At 67.8% G+C, this 23,582-nt stretch carries 30 protein-coding genes and 1 tRNA gene; 15 read left to right on the top strand and 16 right to left on the bottom strand.

Translation table 11 applies throughout. The features are described 5' to 3' along the window. The first annotated feature begins 47 nt into the window (after positions 1 to 47). The 3 genes from BLS95_RS27325 (at position 48) to BLS95_RS27335 (ending at position 2,701) form a co-directional block, all read left to right on the top strand. A complete protein-coding gene (locus BLS95_RS27325) occupies positions 48 to 1,148 on the top strand; it encodes a glycoside hydrolase family 183 protein (protein ID WP_090937234.1) in 1,101 nt (366 codons plus the stop codon). Between the two features lie 213 nt (positions 1,149 to 1,361). Further along, positions 1,362 to 1,781: a peptidase inhibitor family I36 protein gene (locus tag BLS95_RS27330; RefSeq protein ID WP_090937237.1), complete on the top strand. Its 420-nt coding sequence runs from the start codon at positions 1,362 to 1,364 to the stop codon at positions 1,779 to 1,781. Positions 1,782 to 1,849: 68 nt separating this feature from the next. Continuing rightward, on the top strand, positions 1,850 to 2,701 hold the full coding sequence (locus tag BLS95_RS27335; RefSeq protein ID WP_090937239.1) for a hypothetical protein: 852 nt from the start codon (positions 1,850 to 1,852) through the stop codon (positions 2,699 to 2,701). Here the strand turns inward: BLS95_RS27335 and BLS95_RS27340 are convergent. The 5 genes from BLS95_RS27340 to BLS95_RS27360 form a co-directional block, all read right to left on the bottom strand. Beyond that, positions 2,660 to 4,096 carry a S10 family peptidase gene (locus BLS95_RS27340; RefSeq protein ID WP_090937242.1) on the bottom strand — a complete coding sequence of 479 codons (1,437 nt, stop codon included), beginning with the start codon at positions 4,094 to 4,096 and terminating at the stop codon, positions 2,660 to 2,662. The two genes, BLS95_RS27335 and BLS95_RS27340, sit on opposite strands and share 42 nt — an antisense overlap. A gap of 41 nt (positions 4,097 to 4,137) precedes the next feature. Beyond that, a complete protein-coding gene (locus BLS95_RS27345) occupies positions 4,138 to 4,668 on the bottom strand; it encodes a DUF305 domain-containing protein (protein ID WP_090937245.1) in 531 nt (176 codons plus the stop codon). 84 nt (positions 4,669 to 4,752) lie between these two features. Further along, positions 4,753 to 6,327: a sulfatase family protein gene (locus tag BLS95_RS27350; RefSeq protein WP_342742768.1), complete on the bottom strand. Its 1,575-nt coding sequence runs from the start codon at positions 6,325 to 6,327 to the stop codon at positions 4,753 to 4,755. Between the two features lie 256 nt (positions 6,328 to 6,583). Beyond that, on the bottom strand, positions 6,584 to 7,534 hold the full coding sequence (locus BLS95_RS59140; RefSeq protein WP_090937996.1) for a MerR family transcriptional regulator: 951 nt from the start codon (positions 7,532 to 7,534) through the stop codon (positions 6,584 to 6,586). A gap of 23 nt (positions 7,535 to 7,557) precedes the next feature. Next, complete coding sequence (locus BLS95_RS27360) at positions 7,558 to 8,217, bottom strand: class I SAM-dependent methyltransferase (protein ID WP_090937251.1); 660 nt, start codon at positions 8,215 to 8,217, stop codon at positions 7,558 to 7,560. 129 nt (positions 8,218 to 8,346) lie between these two features. On the opposite strand from BLS95_RS27360, the gene BLS95_RS27365 reads away from it, so the two are divergent. Then, on the top strand, positions 8,347 to 9,060 hold the full coding sequence (locus tag BLS95_RS27365) for a DUF4328 domain-containing protein (RefSeq protein ID WP_176993402.1): 714 nt from the start codon (positions 8,347 to 8,349) through the stop codon (positions 9,058 to 9,060). Positions 9,061 to 9,726: 666 nt separating this feature from the next. Here the strand turns inward: BLS95_RS27365 and BLS95_RS27370 are convergent. Next, positions 9,727 to 10,338 (bottom strand): DUF6461 domain-containing protein, encoded by a 612-nt coding sequence (locus BLS95_RS27370; protein WP_090937257.1) that lies wholly within the window; start codon positions 10,336 to 10,338, stop codon positions 9,727 to 9,729. A 359-nt stretch (positions 10,339 to 10,697) separates the two neighbouring features. On the opposite strand from BLS95_RS27370, the gene BLS95_RS27375 reads away from it, so the two are divergent. Next, positions 10,698 to 11,444, top strand: a complete 747-nt coding sequence (locus BLS95_RS27375) for a helix-turn-helix domain-containing protein (protein WP_218136001.1) — start codon at positions 10,698 to 10,700, stop codon at positions 11,442 to 11,444. 572 nt (positions 11,445 to 12,016) lie between these two features. Then, positions 12,017 to 12,664, top strand: coding sequence for a mechanosensitive ion channel family protein (locus tag BLS95_RS27380; RefSeq protein ID WP_090937260.1), 648 nt, complete (start codon positions 12,017 to 12,019; stop codon positions 12,662 to 12,664). Between the two features lie 77 nt (positions 12,665 to 12,741). Here BLS95_RS27380 and BLS95_RS55875 read toward each other — a convergent pair. Both BLS95_RS55875 and BLS95_RS27385 read right to left on the bottom strand, forming a co-directional pair. Continuing rightward, a tRNA-OTHER gene (locus BLS95_RS55875) sits at positions 12,742 to 12,832 on the bottom strand. 66 nt (positions 12,833 to 12,898) lie between these two features. Further along, positions 12,899 to 13,129 (bottom strand): helix-turn-helix domain-containing protein, encoded by a 231-nt coding sequence (locus BLS95_RS27385; protein ID WP_143043890.1) that lies wholly within the window; start codon positions 13,127 to 13,129, stop codon positions 12,899 to 12,901. Between the two features lie 164 nt (positions 13,130 to 13,293). Here BLS95_RS27385 and BLS95_RS27390 point away from each other — a divergent pair, with 164 nt between their 5' ends. The 7 genes from BLS95_RS27390 (at position 13,294) to BLS95_RS27420 (ending at position 17,998) form a co-directional block, all read left to right on the top strand. Next, on the top strand, positions 13,294 to 14,055 hold the full coding sequence (locus BLS95_RS27390; protein ID WP_090937266.1) for a DUF6907 domain-containing protein: 762 nt from the start codon (positions 13,294 to 13,296) through the stop codon (positions 14,053 to 14,055). Continuing rightward, a complete protein-coding gene (locus BLS95_RS27395; RefSeq protein WP_090937269.1) occupies positions 14,052 to 14,231 on the top strand; it encodes a hypothetical protein in 180 nt (59 codons plus the stop codon). The genes BLS95_RS27390 and BLS95_RS27395 overlap by 4 nt, the downstream gene beginning before the upstream one ends. After that, entirely contained in the window at positions 14,228 to 14,542 is a 315-nt protein-coding gene (locus BLS95_RS27400; protein WP_090937272.1) for a hypothetical protein, read from the top strand. The genes BLS95_RS27395 and BLS95_RS27400 overlap by 4 nt, the downstream gene beginning before the upstream one ends. After that, positions 14,539 to 15,294, top strand: a complete 756-nt coding sequence (locus BLS95_RS27405; protein ID WP_090937275.1) for a DUF2637 domain-containing protein — start codon at positions 14,539 to 14,541, stop codon at positions 15,292 to 15,294. The genes BLS95_RS27400 and BLS95_RS27405 overlap by 4 nt, the downstream gene beginning before the upstream one ends. A gap of 81 nt (positions 15,295 to 15,375) precedes the next feature. Further along, positions 15,376 to 15,603, top strand: coding sequence for a hypothetical protein (locus BLS95_RS27410; RefSeq protein WP_090937278.1), 228 nt, complete (start codon positions 15,376 to 15,378; stop codon positions 15,601 to 15,603). Further along, entirely contained in the window at positions 15,600 to 15,989 is a 390-nt protein-coding gene (locus BLS95_RS27415) for a hypothetical protein (RefSeq protein WP_090937281.1), read from the top strand. The genes BLS95_RS27410 and BLS95_RS27415 overlap by 4 nt, the downstream gene beginning before the upstream one ends. Further along, positions 15,989 to 17,998, top strand: a complete 2,010-nt coding sequence (locus BLS95_RS27420; RefSeq protein ID WP_090937284.1) for a hypothetical protein — start codon at positions 15,989 to 15,991, stop codon at positions 17,996 to 17,998. The genes BLS95_RS27415 and BLS95_RS27420 overlap by 1 nt, the downstream gene beginning before the upstream one ends. Positions 17,999 to 18,163: 165 nt before the next feature. Here the strand turns inward: BLS95_RS27420 and BLS95_RS27425 are convergent, their stop codons facing one another. After that, positions 18,164 to 18,415: a GntR family transcriptional regulator gene (locus tag BLS95_RS27425; RefSeq protein ID WP_090937287.1), complete on the bottom strand. Its 252-nt coding sequence runs from the start codon at positions 18,413 to 18,415 to the stop codon at positions 18,164 to 18,166. A gap of 94 nt (positions 18,416 to 18,509) precedes the next feature. Between BLS95_RS27425 and BLS95_RS27430 the strand changes: the two genes are divergently transcribed. Both BLS95_RS27430 and BLS95_RS27435 read left to right on the top strand, forming a co-directional pair. Then, positions 18,510 to 18,764: a hypothetical protein gene (locus BLS95_RS27430; RefSeq protein ID WP_090937290.1), complete on the top strand. Its 255-nt coding sequence runs from the start codon at positions 18,510 to 18,512 to the stop codon at positions 18,762 to 18,764. Then, positions 18,761 to 19,069, top strand: a complete 309-nt coding sequence (locus tag BLS95_RS27435; protein WP_090937293.1) for a hypothetical protein — start codon at positions 18,761 to 18,763, stop codon at positions 19,067 to 19,069. The genes BLS95_RS27430 and BLS95_RS27435 overlap by 4 nt, the downstream gene beginning before the upstream one ends. 284 nt (positions 19,070 to 19,353) lie before the next feature. Here the strand turns inward: BLS95_RS27435 and BLS95_RS27440 are convergent, their stop codons facing one another. The 7 genes from BLS95_RS27440 to BLS95_RS27470 form a co-directional block, all read right to left on the bottom strand. Then, positions 19,354 to 20,958 carry a terminase gene (locus BLS95_RS27440; RefSeq protein ID WP_245765307.1) on the bottom strand — a complete coding sequence of 535 codons (1,605 nt, stop codon included), beginning with the start codon at positions 20,956 to 20,958 and terminating at the stop codon, positions 19,354 to 19,356. 11 nt (positions 20,959 to 20,969) lie between these two features. Beyond that, a complete protein-coding gene (locus BLS95_RS27445; protein ID WP_090937296.1) occupies positions 20,970 to 21,347 on the bottom strand; it encodes a hypothetical protein in 378 nt (125 codons plus the stop codon). Between the two features lie 137 nt (positions 21,348 to 21,484). Next, complete coding sequence (locus tag BLS95_RS27450; RefSeq protein WP_090937299.1) at positions 21,485 to 21,739, bottom strand: HNH endonuclease signature motif containing protein; 255 nt, start codon at positions 21,737 to 21,739, stop codon at positions 21,485 to 21,487. Positions 21,740 to 21,974: 235 nt separating this feature from the next. After that, positions 21,975 to 22,187, bottom strand: coding sequence for a hypothetical protein (locus tag BLS95_RS27455; protein ID WP_090937302.1), 213 nt, complete (start codon positions 22,185 to 22,187; stop codon positions 21,975 to 21,977). Then, the gene (locus BLS95_RS27460) at positions 22,184 to 22,819 is read right to left on the bottom strand and encodes a hypothetical protein (RefSeq protein WP_090937304.1); all 636 of its coding nucleotides are present in this window, start codon (positions 22,817 to 22,819) and stop codon (positions 22,184 to 22,186) included. Before BLS95_RS27460 ends, BLS95_RS27455 begins: the two co-directional genes overlap by 4 nt. A gap of 1 nt (position 22,820) precedes the next feature. Beyond that, complete coding sequence (locus tag BLS95_RS27465) at positions 22,821 to 23,258, bottom strand: helix-turn-helix domain-containing protein (RefSeq protein WP_090937307.1); 438 nt, start codon at positions 23,256 to 23,258, stop codon at positions 22,821 to 22,823. Further along, a complete protein-coding gene (locus tag BLS95_RS27470) occupies positions 23,255 to 23,500 on the bottom strand; it encodes a hypothetical protein (protein ID WP_090937310.1) in 246 nt (81 codons plus the stop codon). Before BLS95_RS27470 ends, BLS95_RS27465 begins: the two co-directional genes overlap by 4 nt. Positions 23,501 to 23,582: the final 82 nt, after the last annotated feature.

Below are 23,582 nucleotides of genomic sequence, written 5' to 3' on the forward strand. Positions count from 1 at the left end.
TGATCGGATCGCCACAACTGCAGAGAACCGCTTCCCGGGGGACTGCCATGCCGCGATTCCGCTCCGCCCTCGCCTCCCTGGCCGTCCTGTCGCTCGGGATCGCGGCGGCCCCGGCCTCCGCCCCGGCTCGGCAGTGCCCGGCGGCCGTGCGCGGCGTCACCGTCGATCCCCGGCTGACCAGCCTGTTCACCGTCCACGGCAACGACAACGCCCGGGTGGACGACTGGACGGGGGGCGACGGCACGTACTCGCTCGGGCTGCCGGGCGGGCGGGAGCTGTGGATCTTCTCCGACACCTTCCTCGGGCGGGTGAACGCCGACGGCACCCGGCCCCAGGCCACGGTCATGCTGAACAACTCCTTCGCCGTCGAGCGGGCGGGCCGGCTGGCCACCGTCCACGGCGGCACCGCGAAGCGGCCGGCCGCGCTGATGCCGCCGCGCGGGCGCGACCACTGGTTCTGGGCCGGGGACGCGACGCTGGCCGGCGGGATCGTGGAGGTCACCTATCAGGAGTACGCGCGCCGCACGCACGACCTGGACTGGCGCTGGCGCCGGAACGTGCTGGCCAGGTTCGCGCCGGGACGGCTGGCGCGGCCGATCGGCGTGCACGGCCTGCCCTCGGGGCGCGGCGTCGCCTGGGGCTCCGGGATCCTGGAGGACGGCGGCCATACCTACGTGTACGGGGTGGAGGACCTGGGCTCGTCCAAGTACATGCATCTCGCCCGGGTCGGGGGCGGGAGCCTGCTGGGCCGCTGGGAGTTCCGCACGGCCGGCGGTTCCTGGTCGGCGGACGAGGCGGACTCCGCGCGGCTGATGAGCGGCGTGGCGAACGAGTACAGCGTCACCCGGGTCGGATCCGGATATGTCCTGATCACGCATGACACGTCCGAGCCGCTGAGCGCGAACATCGTGGCGTACTCGTCGTGCTCCCCGGCCGGCCCGTTCACCGGCAGGCAGCACGTCTACACCACCCCGGAGACCCGCGGGAACGTGTTCACCTACAACGCCCACGCGCATCCCGGGGTCCCCGGCCCCGGCCTGGTCGTGTCGTACAACGTCAACAGCCTCGCGCACACCGACCACTATCACGACGTGTCCCTATACCGGCCCCGATTCCTGAACGTACGGCTCGCGGCGCTTCCCGAGTAGCCCACAAGTTCCTCTGCCCGCCCACCAAAGCTGGCAAGAGTTGCGTCAACGCGACGAACTCGCGGCAAGCCCGGCTGATACGAAGTTGGGCGGCGGGCCGGGGCACGCGACCCCTCGCCGGGCGCGGAGCCCTTCGGCGGTCCTCACCGACTCGGATCCGATCCGGTACGCCATGTCACGAAGTCGAACGACTCACCCATCTAGGAGAGACCTGTGAGGCTATCCAGAAAGGCCGCCGGCTTCGTCGCCGCGGCCACGCTGTTCACCGTGGTCGTCCCCGCCGCCGCAGCGGTGGCGAGCCCCCGCTCGACGTGCTACGGCGGACGCGTCTGCCTGTACGCAGGCTTCGACTACAACCGCGGCCAGATCGACCACTGGCGCGACTTCATCAAGGACGACTCCGACCTGTCCGACAACAACTGGCTGAACTGGGACTTCAGCAACAGCTGGCACAGCATGGACAACGAGACCAGCTCTGTCAGGAACCGGGTCGGCTGCAGCGTCACCCTCTGGCAGCACGCCGAGTTCACCGGCGCCCACAGCACGTTCACGCACAACTCGAACGACGGCTTCCTGGCGAACAACGCCATCGGCAACAACCGCACCAGCGCGATCGACATCTGGTGCCGCTGAGCATTGACGGGAGTGCCGGTTTCCGGGCTTGGCCGCCGGAAACCGGCCGTCGCGGACTCCTGGCGGGCATGCTGCTGCTGCCCGCCGTGCTGGTGTCCGCGGCCTGCGCGACGACCCGCGAGCCCGTGCCGGCGGCGCCCGCGAAGGGCGTCAGCTCGGTGAAGGAGCTGGTGCTGCCGTTCGACGCCTACAAGACCACTCCCGAGCAGCGGGCCATCCTGGGCAACGCCCACAACCACCTCGTCGTACGGTGCATGCGCAAGCAGGGCATCACCATCGCCCCGCCCGCGGAGGACCCCGACACCCTGGCCGCGATCGATCCGGGCAACTCGCGCCGCTACGGCGTCGCCGACACCGAGGCCGCCAGGCGCCACGGCTACCACCTGGCCCGCCCGCCCTCGCCCGACACGACCGGGGCCTGGACCGGCAAGCTGTCCAAGACCACCCGCCACCGCCTGTACGGGACCGCCGCCGACCGCGGCTGCCTCGACCGCGCGACGCAGACCCTGGACACGGGAGCGCGCAAGGCGGACTGGGCCTGGCTGTCCCTACAGGACTCGCTCACGCTGGAGCAGGCCGCCAAACACCCGTCGGTGACCGGGGCGGCCCAGCGCTGGCAGGCGTGCATGAGCCAGGCGGGCCACCCCTACCCGGCGCCCGAGGCGGCCATCGCCGACAGCCGCTGGGATCTGGACGAGCCTGCCGTGAGCGAGGACGAAAAGCAGGTGGCGACCGCCGACACGACGTGCAAGTGGTCATCGGGCCTGGTGGCCGCCTGGTTCGCGGCGGACGCGGCGTTGCAGCGGGCCGTCATCCGCGACAACGCCGACCGGTTCGCCGCGTTCCAGGAGAACCTGCGTCACCGCCTGGCTCGCGCCTCAGCCCTGCTGGCCGAGGACGAAGGCCGCCAGGTCGGCTGACTGCCGCACCCGGCTGGGCTCGTGCACGTACATCATGTGGCCCGCCTCGTAGTACTTGAACTCCACGTTGCCCTCCAGCTCCGGGGGCACGGGCAGGTGGGCGAGGGCGTGCTCGGCGGCGTAGTACGGCGTCGCGCCGTCGTGGTATCCGCAGGCCACGTGGACCCGCAGGTGCCGGTTGGCCCGCATGGCCGCGCCCAGCCGGCCGACCACGGAGACGTGCGCGCCCTCGAACTCCTTGAACGACCACGGCCACACGCGCGAGGTGAGCACCTCGTACGGCAGGTCGTTGGCATAGCCCAGCTCCGTGCGCAGGTAGTGGTTGAGCGCGGAGCTGTAGGGCCCCATGATCGCGTCCATACTGGGGTCGGCCGTGAAGTGCTCGCGCCCGGCGTCCGGGTCCCACCCGGTGAACCGGCCGTCGAGACGCCCCACGACCTGCTTGCGCGAGCGCAGCAGCTCGGTGAAGAACCGGATGTGCTCGATCCGCAGGTCCACGCGGTCGACGTACTCCTCGCTCAGCCCGCTCAGCGCCGCGATCCTGGCCACCGCGGCGGCTCGCTCCTCGGGGGTGAGGCGGTTGCCGCGGGCCAGCGCCCAGAGGTAGTCGCGCTCGGCGTACCCCTCGGCCTCGCGCAGCACGTCGGCCAGCGGCCGGTCACCGTGCAGCCCGTGATAGTGCGCGATAGCCGCATATGTCGGCAGATAGAGGGCGTAGGCCAGGTCGTTGCCCTCGTTGAACTCCCCGGTGATGTAGTCGAGCACCGAGGAGATCAGCATCACGCCGTTGGGGTACAGGCCGTAACGCGACTGCAGGTGATCGGCCAGCGCGGCCGCCCTGACCGTGCCGTACGACTCCCCGGCCAGGAACTTCGGCGACATCCACCGCCCGTTCCTGGTCGTCCACAGCCGGATGATCTCGCCGACGGACTCCACGTCGCCGGTGAAACCGTGGTACGGCTCCGCCTTCTCCCCCTCGGCCGCCCGCGAGTAACCGGTCGAGACCGGGTCGATGAAGACCAGGTCGCTCACGGCCAGCAGGCTCTCCTCGTTGTCGACGAGCCCGTACGGAGGCGGCAGCAGCGAGCCGGCGTCCCCCATCACCACCCGGCGCGGCCCCAGCACGCCCAGGTGCAGCCAGACGCTCGACGAGCCGGGCCCCCCGTTAAACGCGAACGTGACCGGCCTGCTCAGCGGCTCGGCCCCGTCGAGCGTGTAGGAGGTGACGAACATCTCGGCCTTGGGGCGCAGGCCGTCGAACTTCCCGTCGGTGAAGACCTCCTCGCGCAGCACCATGGTGCCGGTGGTGGCGGTGTACCGCTGACCCGAGGGCAGGGTGTGCGACGTGGTGATCAGGTTGTCGGCGGGCGGCGCGGGCTGTGTTGCTTCAGACATATCGCCCAATTATGGAGGTAGCTGGTCTGATTACGGCGAGGTCACCGGCTGAGCAGGTCGGTCATGATGCCGATCTGGGCCTTGCGCGAAGCCTGGACCTGCGCCGCCCACTCCTGAACCGTGGGGTTGGCCCCGCCCGAGATCTCGCCGGCGGCCATCCGGACCGCGCCGTCCTGGTGCTCGATGAGCAGGCTGAGCAGGTCGTACTCGAACTTCTTCGACTTCCTGAGGGCCTGGACGCGCTTGACGTCGGTCTCCGGCATGCCGCCGTGGTGGTCGTGCGCGCCCGTGGCGGCGGTGAGCGGTTGCTCCCAGGAGTGCAGCCAGCGCAGCATCATCTCGACCTCGTCCTGCTGGGTGCTCTCGATGGCCGCGGTCAGCGTCTTGAGCTGCGGTGTGGTGGCGCGGGCGGTGCCGACCTTGGCGATCTCGATGCCCTGCCGGTGATGTTGCACCATCATCTGCACGAACATCACGTCCTCGGCGTTGACCGGGGCCTGCCGGGTCTCGACCGGGCCGCAGGCGGCGATCAGCAGGAGGACGAGGACCGCGGACAACCGCCTACCGAGCACCGCAACTCCCTAAATGAATAGGAAACCTTCCTAAGAGTTGACGATTTCCCGCCGGAACGCAAGGGCTCCGGTCGCCGGAAGCCGTCACCGCAGGTGGGACGCGCTCCAGCAGTCCATCGCCGCAGGCCGCCCGCACGCCTCCAGCGCGTCGAGCACCTTGCCCAGCTCGACCGTCCTGGCGTTGCCGGGGTCGTTGGACTCCTGGTGGGGATCGGTGACCGTGTTGTAGTACTCCGGCCTCGGATCGCCCTCGTACTCGACGTAGAGCTCCCCAGCCGTGCGCACGGCGGCGTAGGTGGGCGGCTGGGAGTTGCCCGCCGTGAGGCCGTCGTGGTCGGGGTCGGGCTCGCCGGACGCGTCCGGGTCGGGCTTGACGTGCTCGATCAGCGCCGCCTCCCGCCAGTCCGCGACCTGGCGGCCCTCGATGAGCGGCAGCAGGCTGCGGCCGTCGCGGCTGTCACGGGCCGCCGGGTCGGCCCCGGCGAGGTCGAGGAAGGTCGCGAACAGGTCCACGTTCTGCGCGAGGGCGTTGGTCACGAGGTCGCCGGGCCGCCCCGCCGCCGGGCGCTTGACCAGCAGCGGCACCCGTACGTCGTGGTCGTAGGCGGTGGACTTGCCCCGGACCAGCCGGTGCTGTCCGAGGTGGAAGCCGTTGTCGCTGGTGAACACCACGTACGTGTTCCGCTTCTCCGCCTCCGTCAGCGCGCCCAGGACCCGCCCGACCATGTCGTCCACCGACTGCACCATGCGAATCCGGTCACGGAAGTCCGCGCGCAGCGCCTGGATCGTGCCGGCCCCGAGCGGCTCGCGGTGTACCCAGGAGGGTTTGTCGGAGGTGTCCTCGTTGAACCCGGGCAGGCTGGTCGTCACGTCGATGCCGGCGCAGTCGGGCCCGCCGCAGTCCCCGTGCGGGAACTCCCCGGCGGGGAACCGGTTCTTCGGCCGGTCACGCCGCGCGGGCGGGAAGCGGGGCTCCTTGTCGCCGGGCTGCACGTTCACCCTGGAATGCGGCGAGAAGGGAGAAACCTGGAGGAAGAACGGCTCGCCCGGGGCGTGCTGACGCGACCGCGCGAGGAAGTTGACCGCCCGCTGTCCCAGCTCGTCCACCAGATAGGTGCCGTCGGAGGGATTGACCGGCCGCCTGCCGCCCGATTCCTCCCTGATGTAGCGCGTGAGGTGGTAGTTGAACTCGCTGTATCCCCCGCCCTCGGACACATGCCATTCGTCCCATCCGGGCGGCACCCGGTAACCGGGACCGGCGGGATACTCGTTGAGGTACTTGCCGAGGTAACCGGTCCGATATCCGGCCTGGTGCAGCGCGACGGCGTACGTCCTGCCCTCGTGCCGCTCGAACGCCCGGTAACCGCCGTGATCGCTGCCCTGGTTGGTCCGTACGCCGGTGTTGTGCGGGTACTTGCCGGTCAACATGGTGGCCCTGGACGGGCAGCAGAGCGAGTCGGCCACGTAATAGTCGTTGAACGTGGTGCCGTCGTGCGCCAGGCCCCTGACCGTGTCCATGTACGGCAGCAGATCGGCTGACATGTCATCGACGAGGAAGAAAATGATGTTGGGCCGCCTGGGTTCGGCGGCGCCTCCGGCTCTCCGCTGGGCCGCCACGACCAAGGCAAGTCCGACTGCCAAGGCGACCGCTGCCGCCACGCTTCTCCTGATATTTCCGGTCGCCAAATGACTGCCCCATTTACTGGAATGTCAAAGTTTTGATGCACGGTAATATCCGACAAACCACCTCATCAACCCGTATGCCCGGAGAGCGGCGGGCCACGCCGGGGCGCGCGGCTTTCCGGCCCCGGCCGACCCGAGGTGGCGCGACAACGAGAACGGCCCCGCCCTGCTTCGGGACGGAGCCGTTCACCCGCTCGCGCTATGCGCCGTTACCGATCACCGGCTGTCGTCGTCACCCCGCGATCCGGGCAGGCAGCGCCGCGACGAACCAGTCCAACACCGGCGCCAGGCTCTCCGGGGCCGGCCAACCATTGATCACCGCGAGCAGCCGCAGGTACCGCTCCCTCCGGGGATCGTTCGCGGTCTCCAGCACGGTCAACAGCCGGCGCCGGAGCTCGGCGTCGTCGGGACGGCCGCAGGCGCGCGCGTACTGGGCCGTGACCGCCGCGACCACCCCATCAGCCTGGGGCGAGGCCGGATCGATGCCGGCCGCCAGGGCGGGGCGGACCTGCTCGCGGACCATCGCGACGGCGTCGCGGCGCACGACCGTGGTGTCGCCCCGGGCACGCTCGGCCGCATGGTGCCCGACCATGCGCCGCATGCTGTCGCGGAAGTCCGGGTCGCGGGACAACTCGGCCAACTCCACCCACGCCTCGACCTGGTCGGGTTCGGGATCGTCGGGCAGTTCGGGCGTCATGGAACTCCTGACCCCGGCGAGGTCGGGGCCGGGACCGAGACCGAGCTCAGAGTCGTCGAAGACCTGGTCGAGGAAGTCGCCGATCAGCCGCCGGCGTTCGTCCTCGGAGAGTCTGGCCAGTTCGTGCATGAGATCCATCTCCTCAGGGCTGGACCCGCGCCTGGCCACCGCCGTCAGCACCGCCCGCCGCAGGCGCAGGATCCGGATCTGCACCGCCAGCACCTCGGCATGCGCCGCGGCGACCTCGGGCAGCGAGATCTCCCGGTCCACGACCTTCCTGATCGTGGGCAGGTCCACTCCCAGGTCGCGCAGAGTCCGTACGAGGTCCAGGCGTGCGACGGCGTCGATGTCGTAGAGGCGGTAGCCGGCCGGGCTGCGGTCGGCCGGCGGCACGATCCCGCGATCGGAGTAGAACCGAATGGCCGTGACCGGCAGTCCGGTCCGCCGGGCCAGCTCACCGATCGAGTAGAGCGCGTCGCCGTCCATGCCCTCCACCCTCGCGTCTCGACCTACTGGAGACTCAAGCCGGCCGGACCACCGGAAGGATCGGCCCGCCGCAACGTAAGCGACTGGAACCGGTCATCGTCGGCCCCCACGACGTGAAAGTCCACGATCTCGAAGGCCGCCCGCGCGTACTCCTGAAGCTGCTCATCACTACGGAAGGAGAAGAACCGGGGAGGATGGTGATCGTCCTCATCGAAGGTGCCCTCCCTCGGCCGGCCGGCCCCGCCGTACACGCCGAGGAAGAAGAGCCCACCGGGCCGCATCAGCGTACGGACCGCCTCCAGCACCGCCGGAAGGTCGCTGTTGGGCACGTGCAGCAAGCAGTTGAGCGCATAGACCGCGTCGAACGAGCCAGGCGGGAAATCGAGCCCCAGGAAATCCATGGCGTGGGCGTCGAGGCCCTTCTCCCGGCAGAGAGCCACCATGGCAGGCGACAGATCGACGGCCACGACGTCCAGTCCGTTGTCCCGAAAGTAGACGCTGTCGTGCCCCGTCCCGGCACCGATCTCCAGCAGCCGCCCGCACCCGTGCCCCTTCAACCGGCCCAGGAACGCCTCCCGCTCCGCCAGCTTCCACGGCGCCTTGCCCCTGCCGTCACGCCGCCTGGCCCCGCCGTCGTAGGCCGTCCGCAGAGACCCGATCACCTCGCCATAGCGCACGCTCATCCCCTCATGATGCCCGGCGAACAAGCAGGTTGGTCACGAGAGAATCCCGAACGGGATGAACGATGATCTTCCAGTCCTTGCGGCTACATACTGATGCCCGCCCCGATCTCCCCTCCCGAAGGTCTCCACGTGATACATCCCCCTCATGGACGGTTACGCCCGGTCGGTGGCGTCGCGCTCCTGGCCATCGCGGGCGTGGTGTGCGATTCCCTGGTGGGGGTCGCCACAGCCGGAATCGACCTCTGGTACGCGTCGCTCGTGGATCGAATGATCGCTGACACCGACTCCGTCTCCGGAGTGGCCATACGCACGGGGGAGTTGCTCGTCCTGGGGTCCGAGGTCGCGCGCGTCTTCACCTTCTTCGTGGCCGCGGCCGGGTTCCTGGCCTGGCTGTTCCGCGTCAGGACCAACGCCGTGAGCCTCTCGCTGAACGGTCACCGGCACGGCAGGTTCTGGCTGGTCGCAGGATGGATGTTCCCGATCGGCTGGTTCTGGGTTCCCCGGCAGATCGTGGACGACATCTGGCGTGCCTCCACACCCCCCGGCTCCGCCAAGGGACTGATCAACGCGTGGTGGGCGACTTGGCTGATCGCCTGGGTGACGGCGAGGACGACCTGGGGCCTGCTCAACCTGTTCCCCTTCGACCTGGAGGGCATCGCGTTCGCCCTGCGCCTGGAGGTGGTCGGCATCGGACTGATGCTGATCGCGGCCGTACTGGCGATCGCCGTCATCCGCAAAATCACCAACGCCCAGGAGGTCCTCCGCTCAACGCCTCCACCCGACCCCACACCAAGCAGGCCGCCCTTCTTGCCCGGCGTACCCGAGTCGGGCGCGGCCTTATAGGGCACCTTCACAGAGCACCTTCCGAGAAACGAATCCGAAAAGCCCACTCCGACGGATGTAGCGTCCAACCACGACATTGATCACGAAGGGTGCCTGTCGTTGAAACTGCGAGACACACGCTTGGACATGTCTCATCGCGAGAGTGTCAGCAGATACAGCGATACCGCGACCGCATTGGCATGGCTTCGGAGCATGGCGTGAACTCGCAGCCAACATCGTGACGACCAACTCGGTCCTGGCCGGACACAGCGCGGCCTTCCCGATGCTGTATCAGCGGCGAGTGCTACCAGGAGTGCCCAACCCACCAATGAGCACACCAACGTCGAGGATCACCGGCGGTACGGAATCGTCTCCACGCCCTTGCCCGCGCCTCGGCCGGCATCGCGCTGTTTCAGGAGTTCATCCCTCAAAGACATCTACCTTTAACGCGGGAGTCGAGTTCAGCCCAGCACCGCTATTGCAAGCATACTGTCGCCCGATCAAGCAGACCGAGCAGACTCGGGGCTTCTACAAACGCAGGCAGCAACGGCGCTTTGTGATCGCCTTATTCGCAGGTATTGAACACTTGGGGGATCCGTTCCGTGAGTAGCTGGTGTTACAGCCTCATACCGGCAAGCCGGGGACAGCCGCTGCCAAGCTGTTCCGGTAGCTCGGTCGAAGCGCCGATCATCCGTTTCTGATCACGGCAGCGAGGAACCGCGGGGCCAGCATGGCCTTGGAGAAAGGAAAGCCCGTAATCCTTTTGGCCAACGCGAAGCTTCGCGGGAACGTGGCGTCGATCCCGGGTCCTTCCCAGTCGTGGTCGGGATCCAGCCCCACCTCCCGCATCTCCTCCACCAACCGGTCGGGATCAATGCCTGTACGTGCATGAGGGCGCAGTTGGTCGAACCAGGTGATCTGTTCGCCATCCACCGCGTAGATGAAGTAGTCGCTGGCATGGAGGTTACGGTGGACCACCACGACCTCGCTCTCCCGCGAAAGGCTACGCATCAGACGATTGTCAAGGCCGATCGATCCCGCCCAAAGCTGGATGAGCACCGTCCAGCCGGCAGTCTCAATCGCCCCAACGTAAGTGCTGCGCATATTGTCGGAATCGACGCACCACATCGTGCGTTCTTGGAATCCTTCAAATGTCACCTCCTCAATGTCGGTGACCCCCGCCTCGAGCCGGGCCAACGCCTCAGGAGGGGTGAGGGACCGGGCGAAGGAAACGCACGAGACGTCGTAGAACGGGCCGAACTCGCCGAGCCAGGCGAACTCCTCGAATGCGTCTGCCACCTCAGCCTTCCCCGTGATCGGTCTTGCTTCATCATTGCATCGAATGATCGTCTCATCAGCGCCCTGACCACAGTGAACATCCTGCGCACGGTTCTGCCTGCGTTCGATGGTGCGGCGGGGTGGCCGGGCGGGACCGGCCCGAAGAGGCCGCACGCCCGGACCGCCCGGCCGCCCATCGGGCGGCGGCTTGAAACCGTAGAGGAACTCATCCGCGAGCGTGAGGGCTTAAACGATCTTATTGTGGTCCAGATTGGAAGCCCTCGCAGCAGGTGTCCGTCCCGGCCTTGACCAGGGGCATGGCGGTGACATCATCGCGAGCGGCGGGTTTGCCCAGTGACACTCTGATCAAGGTTGGCGAGATGACGGAGTACCCAAGGTTCGGCGTGCTGTTGGCGCGGTTATCCGATCATCGAGGCGTGAGTCTCGGTGATCTGTCCGGTATGGCGGAGGTTCCCGAAGCGGAGTTTCGGGCGGTGCTTGACGGCGCGGAGCCTGGTCCGTCGATGCTCCTGCGAGTGGCGCCAGCGCTGGGCTGGCGCGACGTAGATGCCTTCGTGCTCGCAGGAATGCCAGTGCCGGATGAGCTCATGCCTTTGGACGCCCAGGCCGGGAGTTGGGCTGCCTCACTGGTGAACCAGGCCAGGTGCCTCGGGCCAGAACTCGTCGACCACGTGCGGCGGTTGGTCCGGTCATTACCGCAGCATCCACGCGCCTGCCCGTTCCCCCCGCCAAAGCCATGGGAGCTGTACGAACCGAGTTACGGCGCGGCACTCGTCCGGATGCTAACCAACCGAAACCTGAACTGGACGGCCGCGGCCAAGGCTCTCTATTGCCTTACCGGCCTCGCCCTGTCCCCCGCCACAATCGGGCAGATCGGCCGCGGCCGCAAGGAGCTGAGCCCCGATCTGCTTGCCCGACTCGCAACCGTGCTGGGCATCCCCGCCGCCGACCTGGCCGCCGTGACCGGCATCCGCCTTCCCACAAAGATGCCGCCGGCACACCCGGCGGCGGCCGAGTTGACCACGTTGCTCTGGGATGTCCGGCGCCTGACCGCCGAGCAGGTGCGGCAGGTCCTCAACGAGACCGAGTCCCTCCGGGGAGAGTGACCGGGGTCCGTGATGCCCGCGCTGGCCACGACCGGACTGGCAGTGATCGGATTGCGGGAGACGGCCCATCACACCGCATGCCTGCGGCAACAGGATCGAAAGTCAGAATCAGCACCAGGTGGAGGCCGCGTCCGCTCTGGTCGTCGTCTTCGGCCTGGCACAGGGAAGGCCTGCGTCGGCGACTCCTGGAAGGGCACTGACGACACCGGGTTCACGACAGCTCGGGGCGGCCCGATCTCCCCCACGACCGTCACCGGCCTGCCGCGCACGCTCATCGAGGCCCACAACAAAACCGCCTCCGACCCACTACCGGTTAACCGTCTGCACGACCTACGCCACGTCCACGCGACCCTGCTGCTCCCGGCCGACGCCCCCGTACACGTCGTCCGGCCCGTCTCGGCCACGCCGACCCCGCGATCACCCTGCGCGTCTACGCCCGCGTGATCCGTCCCGCTGAGACAGCCGCCACAGAAGTCTTCGCGACGATCATCACCTCGGCAGGTGATGACTGACACGATTTCTGCGGCACACCGATCTACTAACGAGATTCGGGAGGTGACGTGGGAGCGGGAATGTGGACAGAGATGCTCAAGGCGGTACCCAATCTGGTCGTAGCGCTGATCACCCTGTCGCTCGGATGGCTGGTGGGTCTTCGGTTGACAGCACGATGGGACGAACGTAAGAAGCGCCGCGAGCTGGATCTCCTGGCTCTCGGCGCGTTCTACGAGGCATACGGGCAGTTCTGTGCGATCTGGAAGTCCTGGGATGGCGCTCCCGACAGCCTCAGACAGGAGGATCCTTTCCAGACCGAGATGCTGAGGCGAGCGGCCGAAGCAGAGGGCAAGGTGGAATCGCTACTTGTACGGCTGGCCTCCGAACGCTCCCTGTCGCATCAGGAATGCACCCTCCTCAGCTGCTTTCGGCAGGCTTTTCAGAGCCTACGCAAGTCGATCCGGCGTAAGGTGCCTCTACAGTCCCGGATCTACGCGGCAGGCACCCTGGAGATAGTGGCGCACCAGTGGACCAGCTCTGAAGCTCGGCCCTATCTTGCATTCAAGGCTTTGGCCGGATTCACATCAGACCTGATGTCCAAGAGCAGCCGATCAAGCAGTGCACCAAAGTCCTCCTTCATCTCGCTGCAGCAGATCACAAGCAACGCCCAGGAGAGGACATGGGTGGACGAGACATTCCAGTCGCTCAACCTTGGACGCCGCGATTAGCCACCAAGCGAGCGGCCGTCAGCAGGAGTGTTAGCAAAAGACCCCCCGCGATCATCGCGAGGGGCCTTTGAGCTGGGAGCCGCCTTGGGGATTCGAACCCCAGACCCCTTCATTACGAGAGCGCCTGCCGAGAGTTCGTAGAGGTTCACCTAAGTCCGTCTAGGCAGCTCAGCGGGTCATTGCGGACTTCCAAGGACGCACGCGATACACCCCGTACTGCAACAAGGACTGCAACTAGGCGTCCGGCCGAGACGGGGCCCGGCCGGTCCGCGTCGCCCACGCGAGGATCTCGTCACTCCACCAGTAGTCCATGCCCGCAACCTTGCCTGCGGCGGGCGGAAAGGGCTCGACCTGCTTGGCGCCGGCCGCCCGCTTGCGCCAGGCGTTCACTGTGTTGGTGCTCACGCCGAGCAGGGCGGCTATGTCGCTCACTGCGACAGGAACGCGCTCAACAGGATCACTCATGCGTGCAGTGTAAACGCACTCGGTGCGCACTGACTATAGGCGCACCCTTTACAGGTGCACCCAATGAGAGTACAGTCGAGCCGTACCACCAAAGCGAACGGGCCAGACGCTGACACGTCTGACCCGCTCTTGATCTCGACCTGCTGACACAGGAGGAGACCCACATGGATCTTTCCATGTCCACCCCGGGCAACGCGAGCGCTGCCTGCACGTCCGTCGACTTCGACCCCGAGCAGCTCACCGACGCGCAGCTTGCCGGCCACGCCTGCGTCGCCTGCGGCAGCGAGACCAACCACCTGACGCCGGTGAACCTGTACATCCACGTCGGCGGTGAGAGCCAGCTCTACGCCTGCTCGGGAAGCGAGCCCGCCACCACCGACGCGAACGACCCGGCCGTGGCCGCCCACATCCAGAAGGAGGCCGACAAGGCCGCGGAGGCGGCGGCGGCGAAGGTCAGGTACAGGCACGCGGCCACGATGGATGCCGTCCGCAAGGACCTGCGGGAGCGCCCCACCGCCTACTGGCTGACCTCGCACCCGTGCGACCAGTGGTGCACCAACGGCAACATCCACCGCTCCGGCGACGACCCGGACGACCGCGTCCACGAGTCCGACTTCCACAGCGTCACGTTCGACACGATGGACCCGTCCACCTCCTACGCCGAGTACCAGCCGCCCGAGATGAGGTTCCTCCTCCAGCGCGGATACCGGGAGTCCGAGCCGCGCCTGTACATGGAGATGGAAGACGAGCCGGTCGCGTGGGCCACCCTCCGCGAGGCTGAGCTTCTGGCGTTCCGCATCCTCGACCTGGTCCGGCAGGCGCGCGGGCAGGAGCCGCCCCGGACGCAGCTCTTCGACTCGGAGGGGCGCTGCGCTGACCGCGAGTGCGTCACCTGCCACGCCGAGCAGTCGCAGGCGTCGGCGTGAACATCACGCTCCCGGTAGAGGTGCTCGTCCGCGCCACCGATGAGGCGGCGCGGGCGTACCTCACGCTGTCCGCGCTGCTTGCTGAGGCTGGTCACATCGGCCGGCCCACCGTGCCCGCCACGGCTGACGTGGTGGACCTGACCGCCTACAGGATCGGCCGCGGGGGTGCCGCATGAGCTGTCGTTACCCCTGGTGCGTCCGTGAGCGCACCGACATCGAGCCTGACAGCACCACGCACATTTCCGAGCCGGTCGAGATCGGCGACCTGAAGGTGTACACCGTCGTCTTCGGCGACGGCCCTGACGTGGTCGGCCTGGCGGAGCTGCGGTACACCAACCCGAACCTGTCCATCGACCTGACGTCCACGAGCGCCGACACGATGGCGCGGATTCTCGATCGCATCGAGGGCGAGCACGCCGCCCGGGTGGCTGCCGCCCTGCACACTGCGGCCGACACGCTCGACCAGGCGCAAGGGGAGGACGCATGATCCGCTGGTCCACGACGATCGTCGTCGTCATCCTCGCCGCGGTGGCGGCGGTCGTGAGCTACCGCCACGCTCTCGAGGTCGTCGCCGCTCACGGCGAGTCGGGCCTGACCGCCTACCTGGTGCCGCTCACCATCGACGGGTTGGTGTTCGCGTCGTCGATGGTGCTGCTCGACGCTGCCCGCCGCGGCGCTCGCAGGCCGAAGCTCGCCTACTTCACGCTGGCGCTTGGCATCGCGGCCACGTTGGCGGCGAACGTCTTGCACGGTATCGCTCACGGGCCGATCGGCGCTGTCGTGGCCGCGTGGCCCGCCGCGGCGCTGGTCTTGTCCTATGAGTTGCTCATGGGGCTGATCCGGAGGTCGGCCGTTAGTGACGATGTTAAGCCTGACATTGTTACTAACGATCTTGGAGCCGTTGATGTTATGAACGGCTCCAAGATCGAGGTACAAGAGTCCGTTGTACCTGTGCAGGTAGAACCGGTGCGCGATGTTAAGCCTGACATCCCGCACCACCTCGACGAGCCGCCCGTGGTCGAGGTCGAGGTACAGCCCGATCTTGTACCTGAGCCCGATGCGGACGCGCCTTACCGGCCGGTCGCGGTGGCTACCTTCCTCGCCGAAGTGGCGCAGGGCGAGCCGCCTACCGTCCGCACGATCAAGGACAAGTTGAACGTCGGCACCGACCGTGCCCGACGTCTGCAGGCGTACCTCGGTGGCCTGGTGGAGACATCAGGGCTCGCCAACAGCAACTAGTCCCCCATTGACCCCGGCCCGGGTGCTGCCCTCCAAGACACGTACCCGGGCCGGTCCCTCACAACGGAGGTGCCTCACATCATGACCGAAGTTCACGACCGACGCGCGCTGCTGCTGGTGGCGCGCGTCCTGGTGTTCCGCGCCGCGGTCGGCCTGGTGCTCGTGCTCGCCATCCTCGGTCACGTCCTGGTGCTGCTGCTCGGCGCCCTGGACGCGCTCGTGACCGCGTGGCTTGGCCTGCCGCGGCTGTCGCGGTTCTCTCGCCAGTTCGTCGAGGTCGTCCGCGAGACGTGGCGGGAGGAGCGATGAGCGAGCGTCCCGGCCGGAACCGCATCCCTGAACTCTCGGCGATCCCGTGGGAAGGCCCAAGGGCGATCACGCAGTACGCGCGTGTCGGGCGGGATCTGTGCCGCGACCTCACCCAGGAGTTCGAGATCGGCGCTGACGAGCTGTACGCGGTGCTGATCCGCAGCTTCAAGGGTCACCCGGTGCTGTCCCTGTTGGGCGCCCCCGACGTCCGCCTGAGGGCGCGGCGCGTGGTGAAGCGACTCAAGCGGGCGGCGGAGCTGCAGAAGGGCGCCGGTACGGAGCTGGTGAAGTTCCACGCCCAGTTCCGCAAGGAGTTCGTCGACGTGCTCCCGAAGGCCAACCCCGAGAAGCGCAAGAGCACGTTCGACTGGAAGGACGATGACTGATGGCGCGTGGCAAGGAGCTCGTGCCCGTGCAAGAGGAGTCCTCCCTGGCCAAGGTCACGGCCCGGGAGGTTTCCCGCCTGCTGACCCTGGTCACGCCGTGGATCGCGGGCGTGTTCACGTTCGGACTGGCGTCCGCGCTGCATTTCATCCTGTACAGCCCTGACACGATCGGCGGCTGGTCGAGCGTGGTCACGATCTGCGTGGTGATCCTGACCGGCGTCACCTACGGCCAGAGCCACGCCCGCGGCCCGTGGGGCAAGACCCACACGACGCTATCGACGTTCCTGGCAGGCATGTGGACGCTGAGCGTGGTCATCTCCGGTCCCGGGCACCCGATCGTGTGGCGGCTCGGCGTGGTCGGCGGCGTCACCATGGCGTTGTCGTGGAACATCCGCACGGTCATCCGGTTGAAGGGCTGGGATCAGCCTGGCGCTATCGCCGACCCGCTCGCGTTCCTGTTCGGCCAGGGCGCCGAGAAGGCCGGCATGCATGAGGTCGAGGCGAAGACCATCAAGGCCACCGCGCACAAGGTGGAGGGCGAGGTGCAGCTCCAGGAGGGGCGGCACATCGCCGAGGATCTACAGAAGGAGGTCGCCTACGTCGAGTCGGGCATTGGGTTGCCCCCGGGGTCGATCACCGCCAGCGTTGACCCCGACGACGCCAGCAAGGCCAAGGTCGTCATCAGCGACGCCCGGGTGATGAAGAACCCGATCCCGTGGCGTGGCCCGTCCCGGCCTGGCCTGTCGATCGCCGATCCGCTGTGCCCGGGGCTGTGGCAGGACCTCGACGAGATCGAATATGTGATCGTCGGCCACCACCTGCAGATGATGGGCCAGACCGGTTCCGGAAAGAGCATCGGCGGGGCGTGGAACTTCCTCGCGGAGGTCATCACCCGGTACGACGTGGCGGTGTTCGCCGGCGACATCACCAAGGGCGATCAGACGCTCGGCCCGATGCGGGAATCGCTGCACCGGTTCGAGACGACCAAGGCGGGCGTCAAGGCGATGCTCGCCGAGCTGCAGTCCAAGGTGAAGGAGCGGACGAACTACCTGTCCAGCAAGGGGCTGCAGAAGTGGAAGCGCGGATGCGGCCTGACGTACTGGCTGATCTGGCTGGAGGAGTTTCCCGACATCTTCGACTGCCTCACCGACAAGGAGCAGGAAGCGTTCCTGTCGATGGTCAAGGCGATCCGCTCGGCGGGCGGCACGATCGTCATGAGCTTGCAGCGCTCCGACTACACGCAGATGCCGACCTTGGTCCGCGGACAGCTCGCGAAGATGTGCTTCGGCGTGGAGAACTCGGCGGACGCCACGTTCGGCCTGTCGGAGCGGCAGCAGGACGCCGAGTGCCGTCCCGAGCTGTGGACCAACAGCCAGCCCGGCATGGCGTATCTGGACGCGCCCACGCTCGGCGAAGGGAGGTTCGCGATGCCGCTCCGCACGTACGCATGGGGCCTCGACGACCAGGGCGAGGTCGACGACGAGCTGGCCAACGCGGCGATGCGCGCCCACGCCGCCCAGTGGCCGGCCACGGCCAAGCCGGTCGACGCCACCACCGCGGCCCTGTCGAGGCTCACGGGCGGCGGCCAGGCGGCAACGGCCACGGCTGGGGAGCTCGAACAAGACGCAGACGACGACGATGATGAGGAGGTGCGGAACGTGGCCAAGGAGTACTTGGAGACCGACGACCCCGACCCCGAGGTGACAGGCGACATCGACGACGAGATCCCCGACCTCGACGATGGCGAGCCGCCCCTGACGTTCGCGCCTCCGGCGCAGACGATGACCGCTGAGGAGCGCGGAGCGGCCCTCATGAAGCGGCTGCAAGAGCTGTGGGACGACGGGGCGCGGTCGTTCTCCTCCGGCGATCTCAGACCGTTGTGGGAGTCCACCGACATGAGCCGCTCGTGGGTCCAGAAGACGCTCAAGAAGCTGGTCGAGGCGGGCGTACTCGGCGGGTACGACGAAGAGGCTCAGCGCTACCTCATGCCGGACCGGCCGGAAGCGTGACGCGCGCACGGCTGCGCGTGGGCTGCGCGCCGATCGCTTGTTGATCAAGCTGCCACGGGGTGCCACGCCCGGTGCCACGAAGGGGTGCCACGATGCGTGGCACCCCTTCTGACCTGTAACACCCCCCGCGTGGCACACCCCCAGCCCCTACGCGAGGGTGCCACGCTACGACTCCGGCCACTCCTCCGCAGGCTTCACGAACGTCCCGCGACCCTGAACGGTCACGGTCCAACCCTCCTCGCCGAGCGCCTTCATCGCCCGCCGTACGGTGCCGCGAGCGATGCCGTGCTCCTGGATGAGCTGGGTCTCGCTCGGGAGCGGTTGGCGCGGCTCGTACTCGCCGGCCTTGATGCGCTCGCGGATGATCGCCGCGAGTTGCTGCCACAGCGGTGTCGGGTCGAGCTGGTTAACGGTCACGCGTAACACATTAAGGACGGCATGAACAGTCCTTTCGGGCGGTACGAGTTGCATAGGCTGTACGAGCTGTACGGGCTAGACGTACAGTCCGTACATGCCCTCCAAGCAGCCGCTCGACATTCCCGAGTGCACGGTCCGCCTCGACGACAACGGCGTGTATCACCTCACTCACGAGTCCGGCCGTACCGCGTCCGCTGCCACCGAGCGCGGCGCGATGTTGTGCGGCATGGCGCTCCGCATCCTCGCCGAACACGCCGACCCGCCGCCGCCCGGCATGAGGCACCACCACATCTCGTGGCCCGCCCACCTGGACCGCGAGATCCCGTTCACCACAGGCGACCTGCCATGAGCGCCAGCAAACCGTTCCGGGACGTGCTCGCCGAGTACACCGCGGGCAAGCAGTGGGTGGCCCGCTTCGAGCAAGACCAGTCCGACGCGAGCGCATGGTGGCTGGTGGACGGCAGGCAGATAAGCCGCGCGGCCTGGGTCCCGCACGACGAGACGGACGGGTTCATCGCGGTCTGGCTCTTGCACTGGTTGAACGAGGAGACCATGGAGACGCGGTTCCTTAACGCGATCAAGCGGAAGCACATGGACCGCACCGCCCTGGCCCTCAAGGCGTACAAGCTGTACCTGCAGCTACGCAGAGGTTGATCACAGACCCCCTGGTGATCTCTTGCCTCTTTCGCCAGGGAGGAAGTGGCCCCGCCCCCGGGGGTGGTAGCCCGGACGATCGGGCGGGGCCACCGCAAGACGTCCGGCTCCCACACCACACCACGCGCCCGGGAGCCGGACCCGGTGGCCCCGTCCCCCGCCACGGAGGGCAGCACAAAGGGGGCGGGGCCATCTCACGCGCGCGCGTAAGAAGGGGGTCCCGAAAGTCCGGAAACTCTCGCGCGCGTACGCGCGTAGAGCCTCGCAAAACTCTCGAAACGCGGTCAGTTCCACCCGTACACGCGGCCCGTGCGCTTCTTCTTCGGCTGGTCGAGCTTGCCCGACTCGACCACCTCATGCCGTGCCTGGTCGGCCAGGATCGACGCGGCCCACCCGTCCACCTTCCGCTTCGAGCCGCGGGCTTCCTTCCCGAAGCTGATGCCGTACCGGTTCGGCCGGCGGCGGGTGTTCAACGCGTGAGCACGCAACCGCAGCTCCCCCGTGTGCTTGACCAGCCGATCCCGGACAGCCGCGGCCAGGCGCTCATTCGCCAGGGTGGACGCCTGCTGACGCCCGCGCATGTCCCACCCCACCGGAGAATTAGGCGAGGCGGACACCAACAGCTTGTCCCGGAAGTCGACAGACCACATGTCGATGTACGACGTCCACTGCTCAACGTCCGCGAAGAACGCCACCACGTTGTAGGCGTCGAACGCCAGCCTGACCATGTCGTTGACCGCCTCGCGGTCCACCTGCCAGCCCTTGTCATGCGGAGGCTCCGGGCACTCCCAGATGCCGAGCGTCTGCAGGAGGCGGTCCGAGACACGCATCGCCACCAGCGCCGTGGCGTCGTCGCTCTTGCCACCGTCGAACCCGAGCGTGATCGTGTCGCCGTTCTGTAGCCGCTCTGGGCTCTCGCAGGCGTCCCACTCGTGCGCGGCGATCAGGGAGTCCTCAGCCACGGCCACCTCATTCAAGTAGTAGCGGCGGGCGTCCGACGGGTGCGTGTTCACGTCGTACACCTCAGCCACGATCCGATCTATGTTGATCCACGGGCTGTCCGCATACAGAGCGGCCAGGCCGGCGCGCAACTGCGTCTCGTCGGCCAGGTCCGCCACAACCGCTTTCGGGTGGAAGCGCAGCAGCCCGCCATCCACGACGCCACCAGAAGCGATCAGATCGGCGTACGCGGACGTCTCCTCCGCCACCGAGCCCTCGCCAGGGCGCCAACAGTTCGTCGTCTCCAACGAGCGGCCACCCGTCTTGCCAAGGTTGCGGCGCAGCGTCGCGGCCAGGCGCACGCCGTGATTGGCCAGCGTCCACAGGTGCGGCTCGTCGAGGATCGCGGCCGTCAACCGCTGCCCCTCCCTCGACGGCGCCGACGCGGTCACCGGCTCCAGCTTGCCCGCCCGGGTACGGACCCGCGTCACCCCCAAGTCGAGCCCCTCGACCTCATCCGCGGCCCTACCGTTGCCGAGCATCGACAACACCAGCGACATCGTGTTGTACGCCTGATCCTGCGACACCGCCGCCAACTGCACATGCGGCGACGGGTGCGGCCTGCCCGTTGCCTCGCCGGTCGAGTCGAACCCGTCGAACACCACCGGACCGGCCAGCTCCACACACGACACCGCGGCGGCCATCGGCGACTTGCCGGCGCCCTTCGGCAACACCACCTGGCCACGGCGGAACAGCCACGCCCCCGCCTGATCGACGGCGTACCACCACAGGATCAACCGCGCCTGAGAGTCCGTCCACACCCACGGCTCGCCAGCGCGATCCCCGTCCGGTTGGGCGAGCATCTCAGCCCCCCAGGCGAGCACGTCATAGCCGACCGAGCGGATGCCGTACGCGTCCGGCTTGCCCACAGGAAGGCCGTCAGCGGACACAGGAGGCACGATCACGCCGACACCCCAGCAGAGCCCCAGCGGGCACGCGCCGCGGCCCTGGCCGACTCAGAGCGCCTCGACGACTTGGGGCGCTCGTCCACCACCTCATCCGGTAGTCCGAGCTTGCCCAGCAGGGCCGCCACCAACGCCCGGTGCTTCGGCAGCTCCGACACCAGCGGAGCGGCCACCGGCTGACCCATCGACCCCTTCACCTCCAACGGCCGGCCCACCCGAGCCGCCTCCAGCTCGTCAACCAGGTCCGCCTCACGGCACGCGTCCAACAGGATGCGGAGCTTATGCGGAGGAAGCGGCCCCAGCGCGGTAACGTCCTCCCACAACTCCGCACCCGAAGGCCCCAGACCAGCGGGAACGGTCGCCTTCTTGGTCATCTGACACCCCTTTCACCGGCCTGAAAAACGCGAGATCGGGCACGCACGGCCAGCCATGCATTGCCGGACCGGGCTCGCGGGCAAATTTCGAAAGGGGTCATACCCCACCATTTCGGACATTGTTCTCATGTGCACAATCACTTCTTGATCAGTCCGGGATGCGGCTCGTCTGGTCGCTTCCTGCTGCGTGTGGTGTAGTAGGCGCGGACTCCTGCTGTGATCTGTGCTTGTGTGCGCAGCTTGTGGTGCTCGTGGCACAGCGCGCGGAGGTTCGACAGGTCGTGGTCGGTGGGGTCGTCGATGTGGTCGACCTCAAGCCGCTCGACGCTGCCGCAGAGTTGCCCGTCCGTGAGCCATCGGCATGAGCCGTCGCGCTTGAGTACGAGCTGCACTCTCGCCGGCCAGTCGACAGGCCGGGGGCTGCTGCGCCGTGAGCCGCTCTCTACGCGGTTGCGCGGGTTGCTCTGTACTCTTCGCGCCACTGTGTCGCCTCTCGCTTGCTGGTGAATGGCGGGCCGACTCCCCAATCTCGGAGAGTCGGCCCGCCTGGCTGCCACGATGCGGACGTGAAAGGAGGAGCAAAGCCGTCCGCATCTGCCGCCGCTCGGTTGCCCACTTCCGAGCCGCTCAGTAGGACCCGATCGTGGACCCGTACGCGCCGTCGAGCTGGTCGCGTAGGAACCTGTTGAACACGTCGGGCACCTCGGGGTCTGCTCTCATGCCTGCGCCTGGTGTGAGGGACTCCACCGGGTAGGGCTCGGCTGGCACGGGTGGTGGGTCAGGCAGCGTGAAGCCCCGGTATTGCCTGGCCTGGTGCCATGCCCGGATGGGGTCGTTCATGCGGCACCCCCCTGTGTTTCCTCTGCGGCGATGAGGTCTATCTCTTGGTCGGTCAGGAGGCTGAGTTCGGGGGCGCGCGAGCGGCCACAGATGATCTGGTCTTGCATGCGTGCCTGCGCGGTGTCGGCGTCGAGGAGGTCGCCGAGCTGCTGGGCGACGGGGCGTACCTGGGGGTTCCGGTCGAGGTAGCTGCGGACGATGCCGCCCCACTTCTGGGCGCCTAGGTCGGTCTTGCACAGGTCCCATGCGCGGGCGAAGATGGCGCGTTCGAGGAGGGTGTCTCCGAGCCGGCGGGCTGCGGCTGCCAGTTGCTCGGCGTCGGCGACGCTGTTGATGGCGTTGGCCCGTTCGGTGCAGGCGCGGAGTTCTTTCGCGGCCTGGATGGGGTCGCCGTCTCCCGGCTGGATGCCGAACATGTGGCGGGAGTACTTGTCGACGGCGGCGGCGTGGCGGCGGCTGCCGTCTTGCCAGAGGGCGGAGATCGCGGCTCTCTCTTGCGCGTCGAGGACGGCCAGCTTGCGGCGGATGCCTTCGGTGCTGTTGCGCTTGTCCTCGCGGATGCGTTTGGCCTTGCCCGCGTTGGTCTGCTTGAGTTTCAGGATCGCTTCGCGGGTCTGCTTGTCGAGCGGCACGTTACGGTCCTCCGTGTTGCGCTGGTGGACGGGTGCGGTACATCTCGGCGTCTCCGCGGGAGATGGTCCACCGGCCGTTGCTTCTGGTGGCGTCGAGCTGGCCGCGGTTGATCGCTTTGCGGATGCCGGACGGGGTGATCCCGATCAGGTCCGCGGCCTGCTGCGTGGTGAGTTCCAACGGTGGCGGTTGTCCCGTGTTGTCCGCTATGGCGGTCCCGTGGGCGGGACTGGCGCCGTGGCGGTTGCGCCAGTCGGCGGCGAGTACGCCCATGTTGACGAGCGTCTGTGTGATCTCGTCGTCGACCAGGGCGGCGTACCGGGCGCGGAGGTGGCGCAGGTCGGCGTACCGGTCGAGCCAGGCGCAGGCGCGGGCGGAGATGACGACGGCCGGCCCGTCGAGCCCGACGACTGCGGAGGTACGGCGTGGAGCGTCGGTCATGCCGCCGCAGGCCCGTCGTCGTCGGGGAGGTCGCTGTCGCAGTAGTAGCCGGTCCGCTGGAAGTTGCGGCCACGGGTGCGGATCCGCCACACGGCGATCTGTTGGCAGGCGCGCTGCCCGTCGATGGTCCTGGCGAGGATGCTGCCGCACCGGTGTACGCCCGGGTAACCGTGGTCGTACGGGGCGAGTGGCCAGCCGTCCGGGTTATGGTCGGTCGTCGTGGTGATCCTCTTGCGCCTCACGAGTTCTCCTGGTTCTGCGAGGAAAGGTAAGTAAGCGATATAAGCCGTGTGACGTGCGGAAACGTTGTCGCATGGGTCGCGA

Origin of the sequence: Nonomuraea jiangxiensis (genome assembly GCF_900099965.1) — a bacterium.
Lineage (GTDB): Bacteria > Actinomycetota > Actinomycetes > Streptosporangiales > Streptosporangiaceae > Nonomuraea > Nonomuraea jiangxiensis.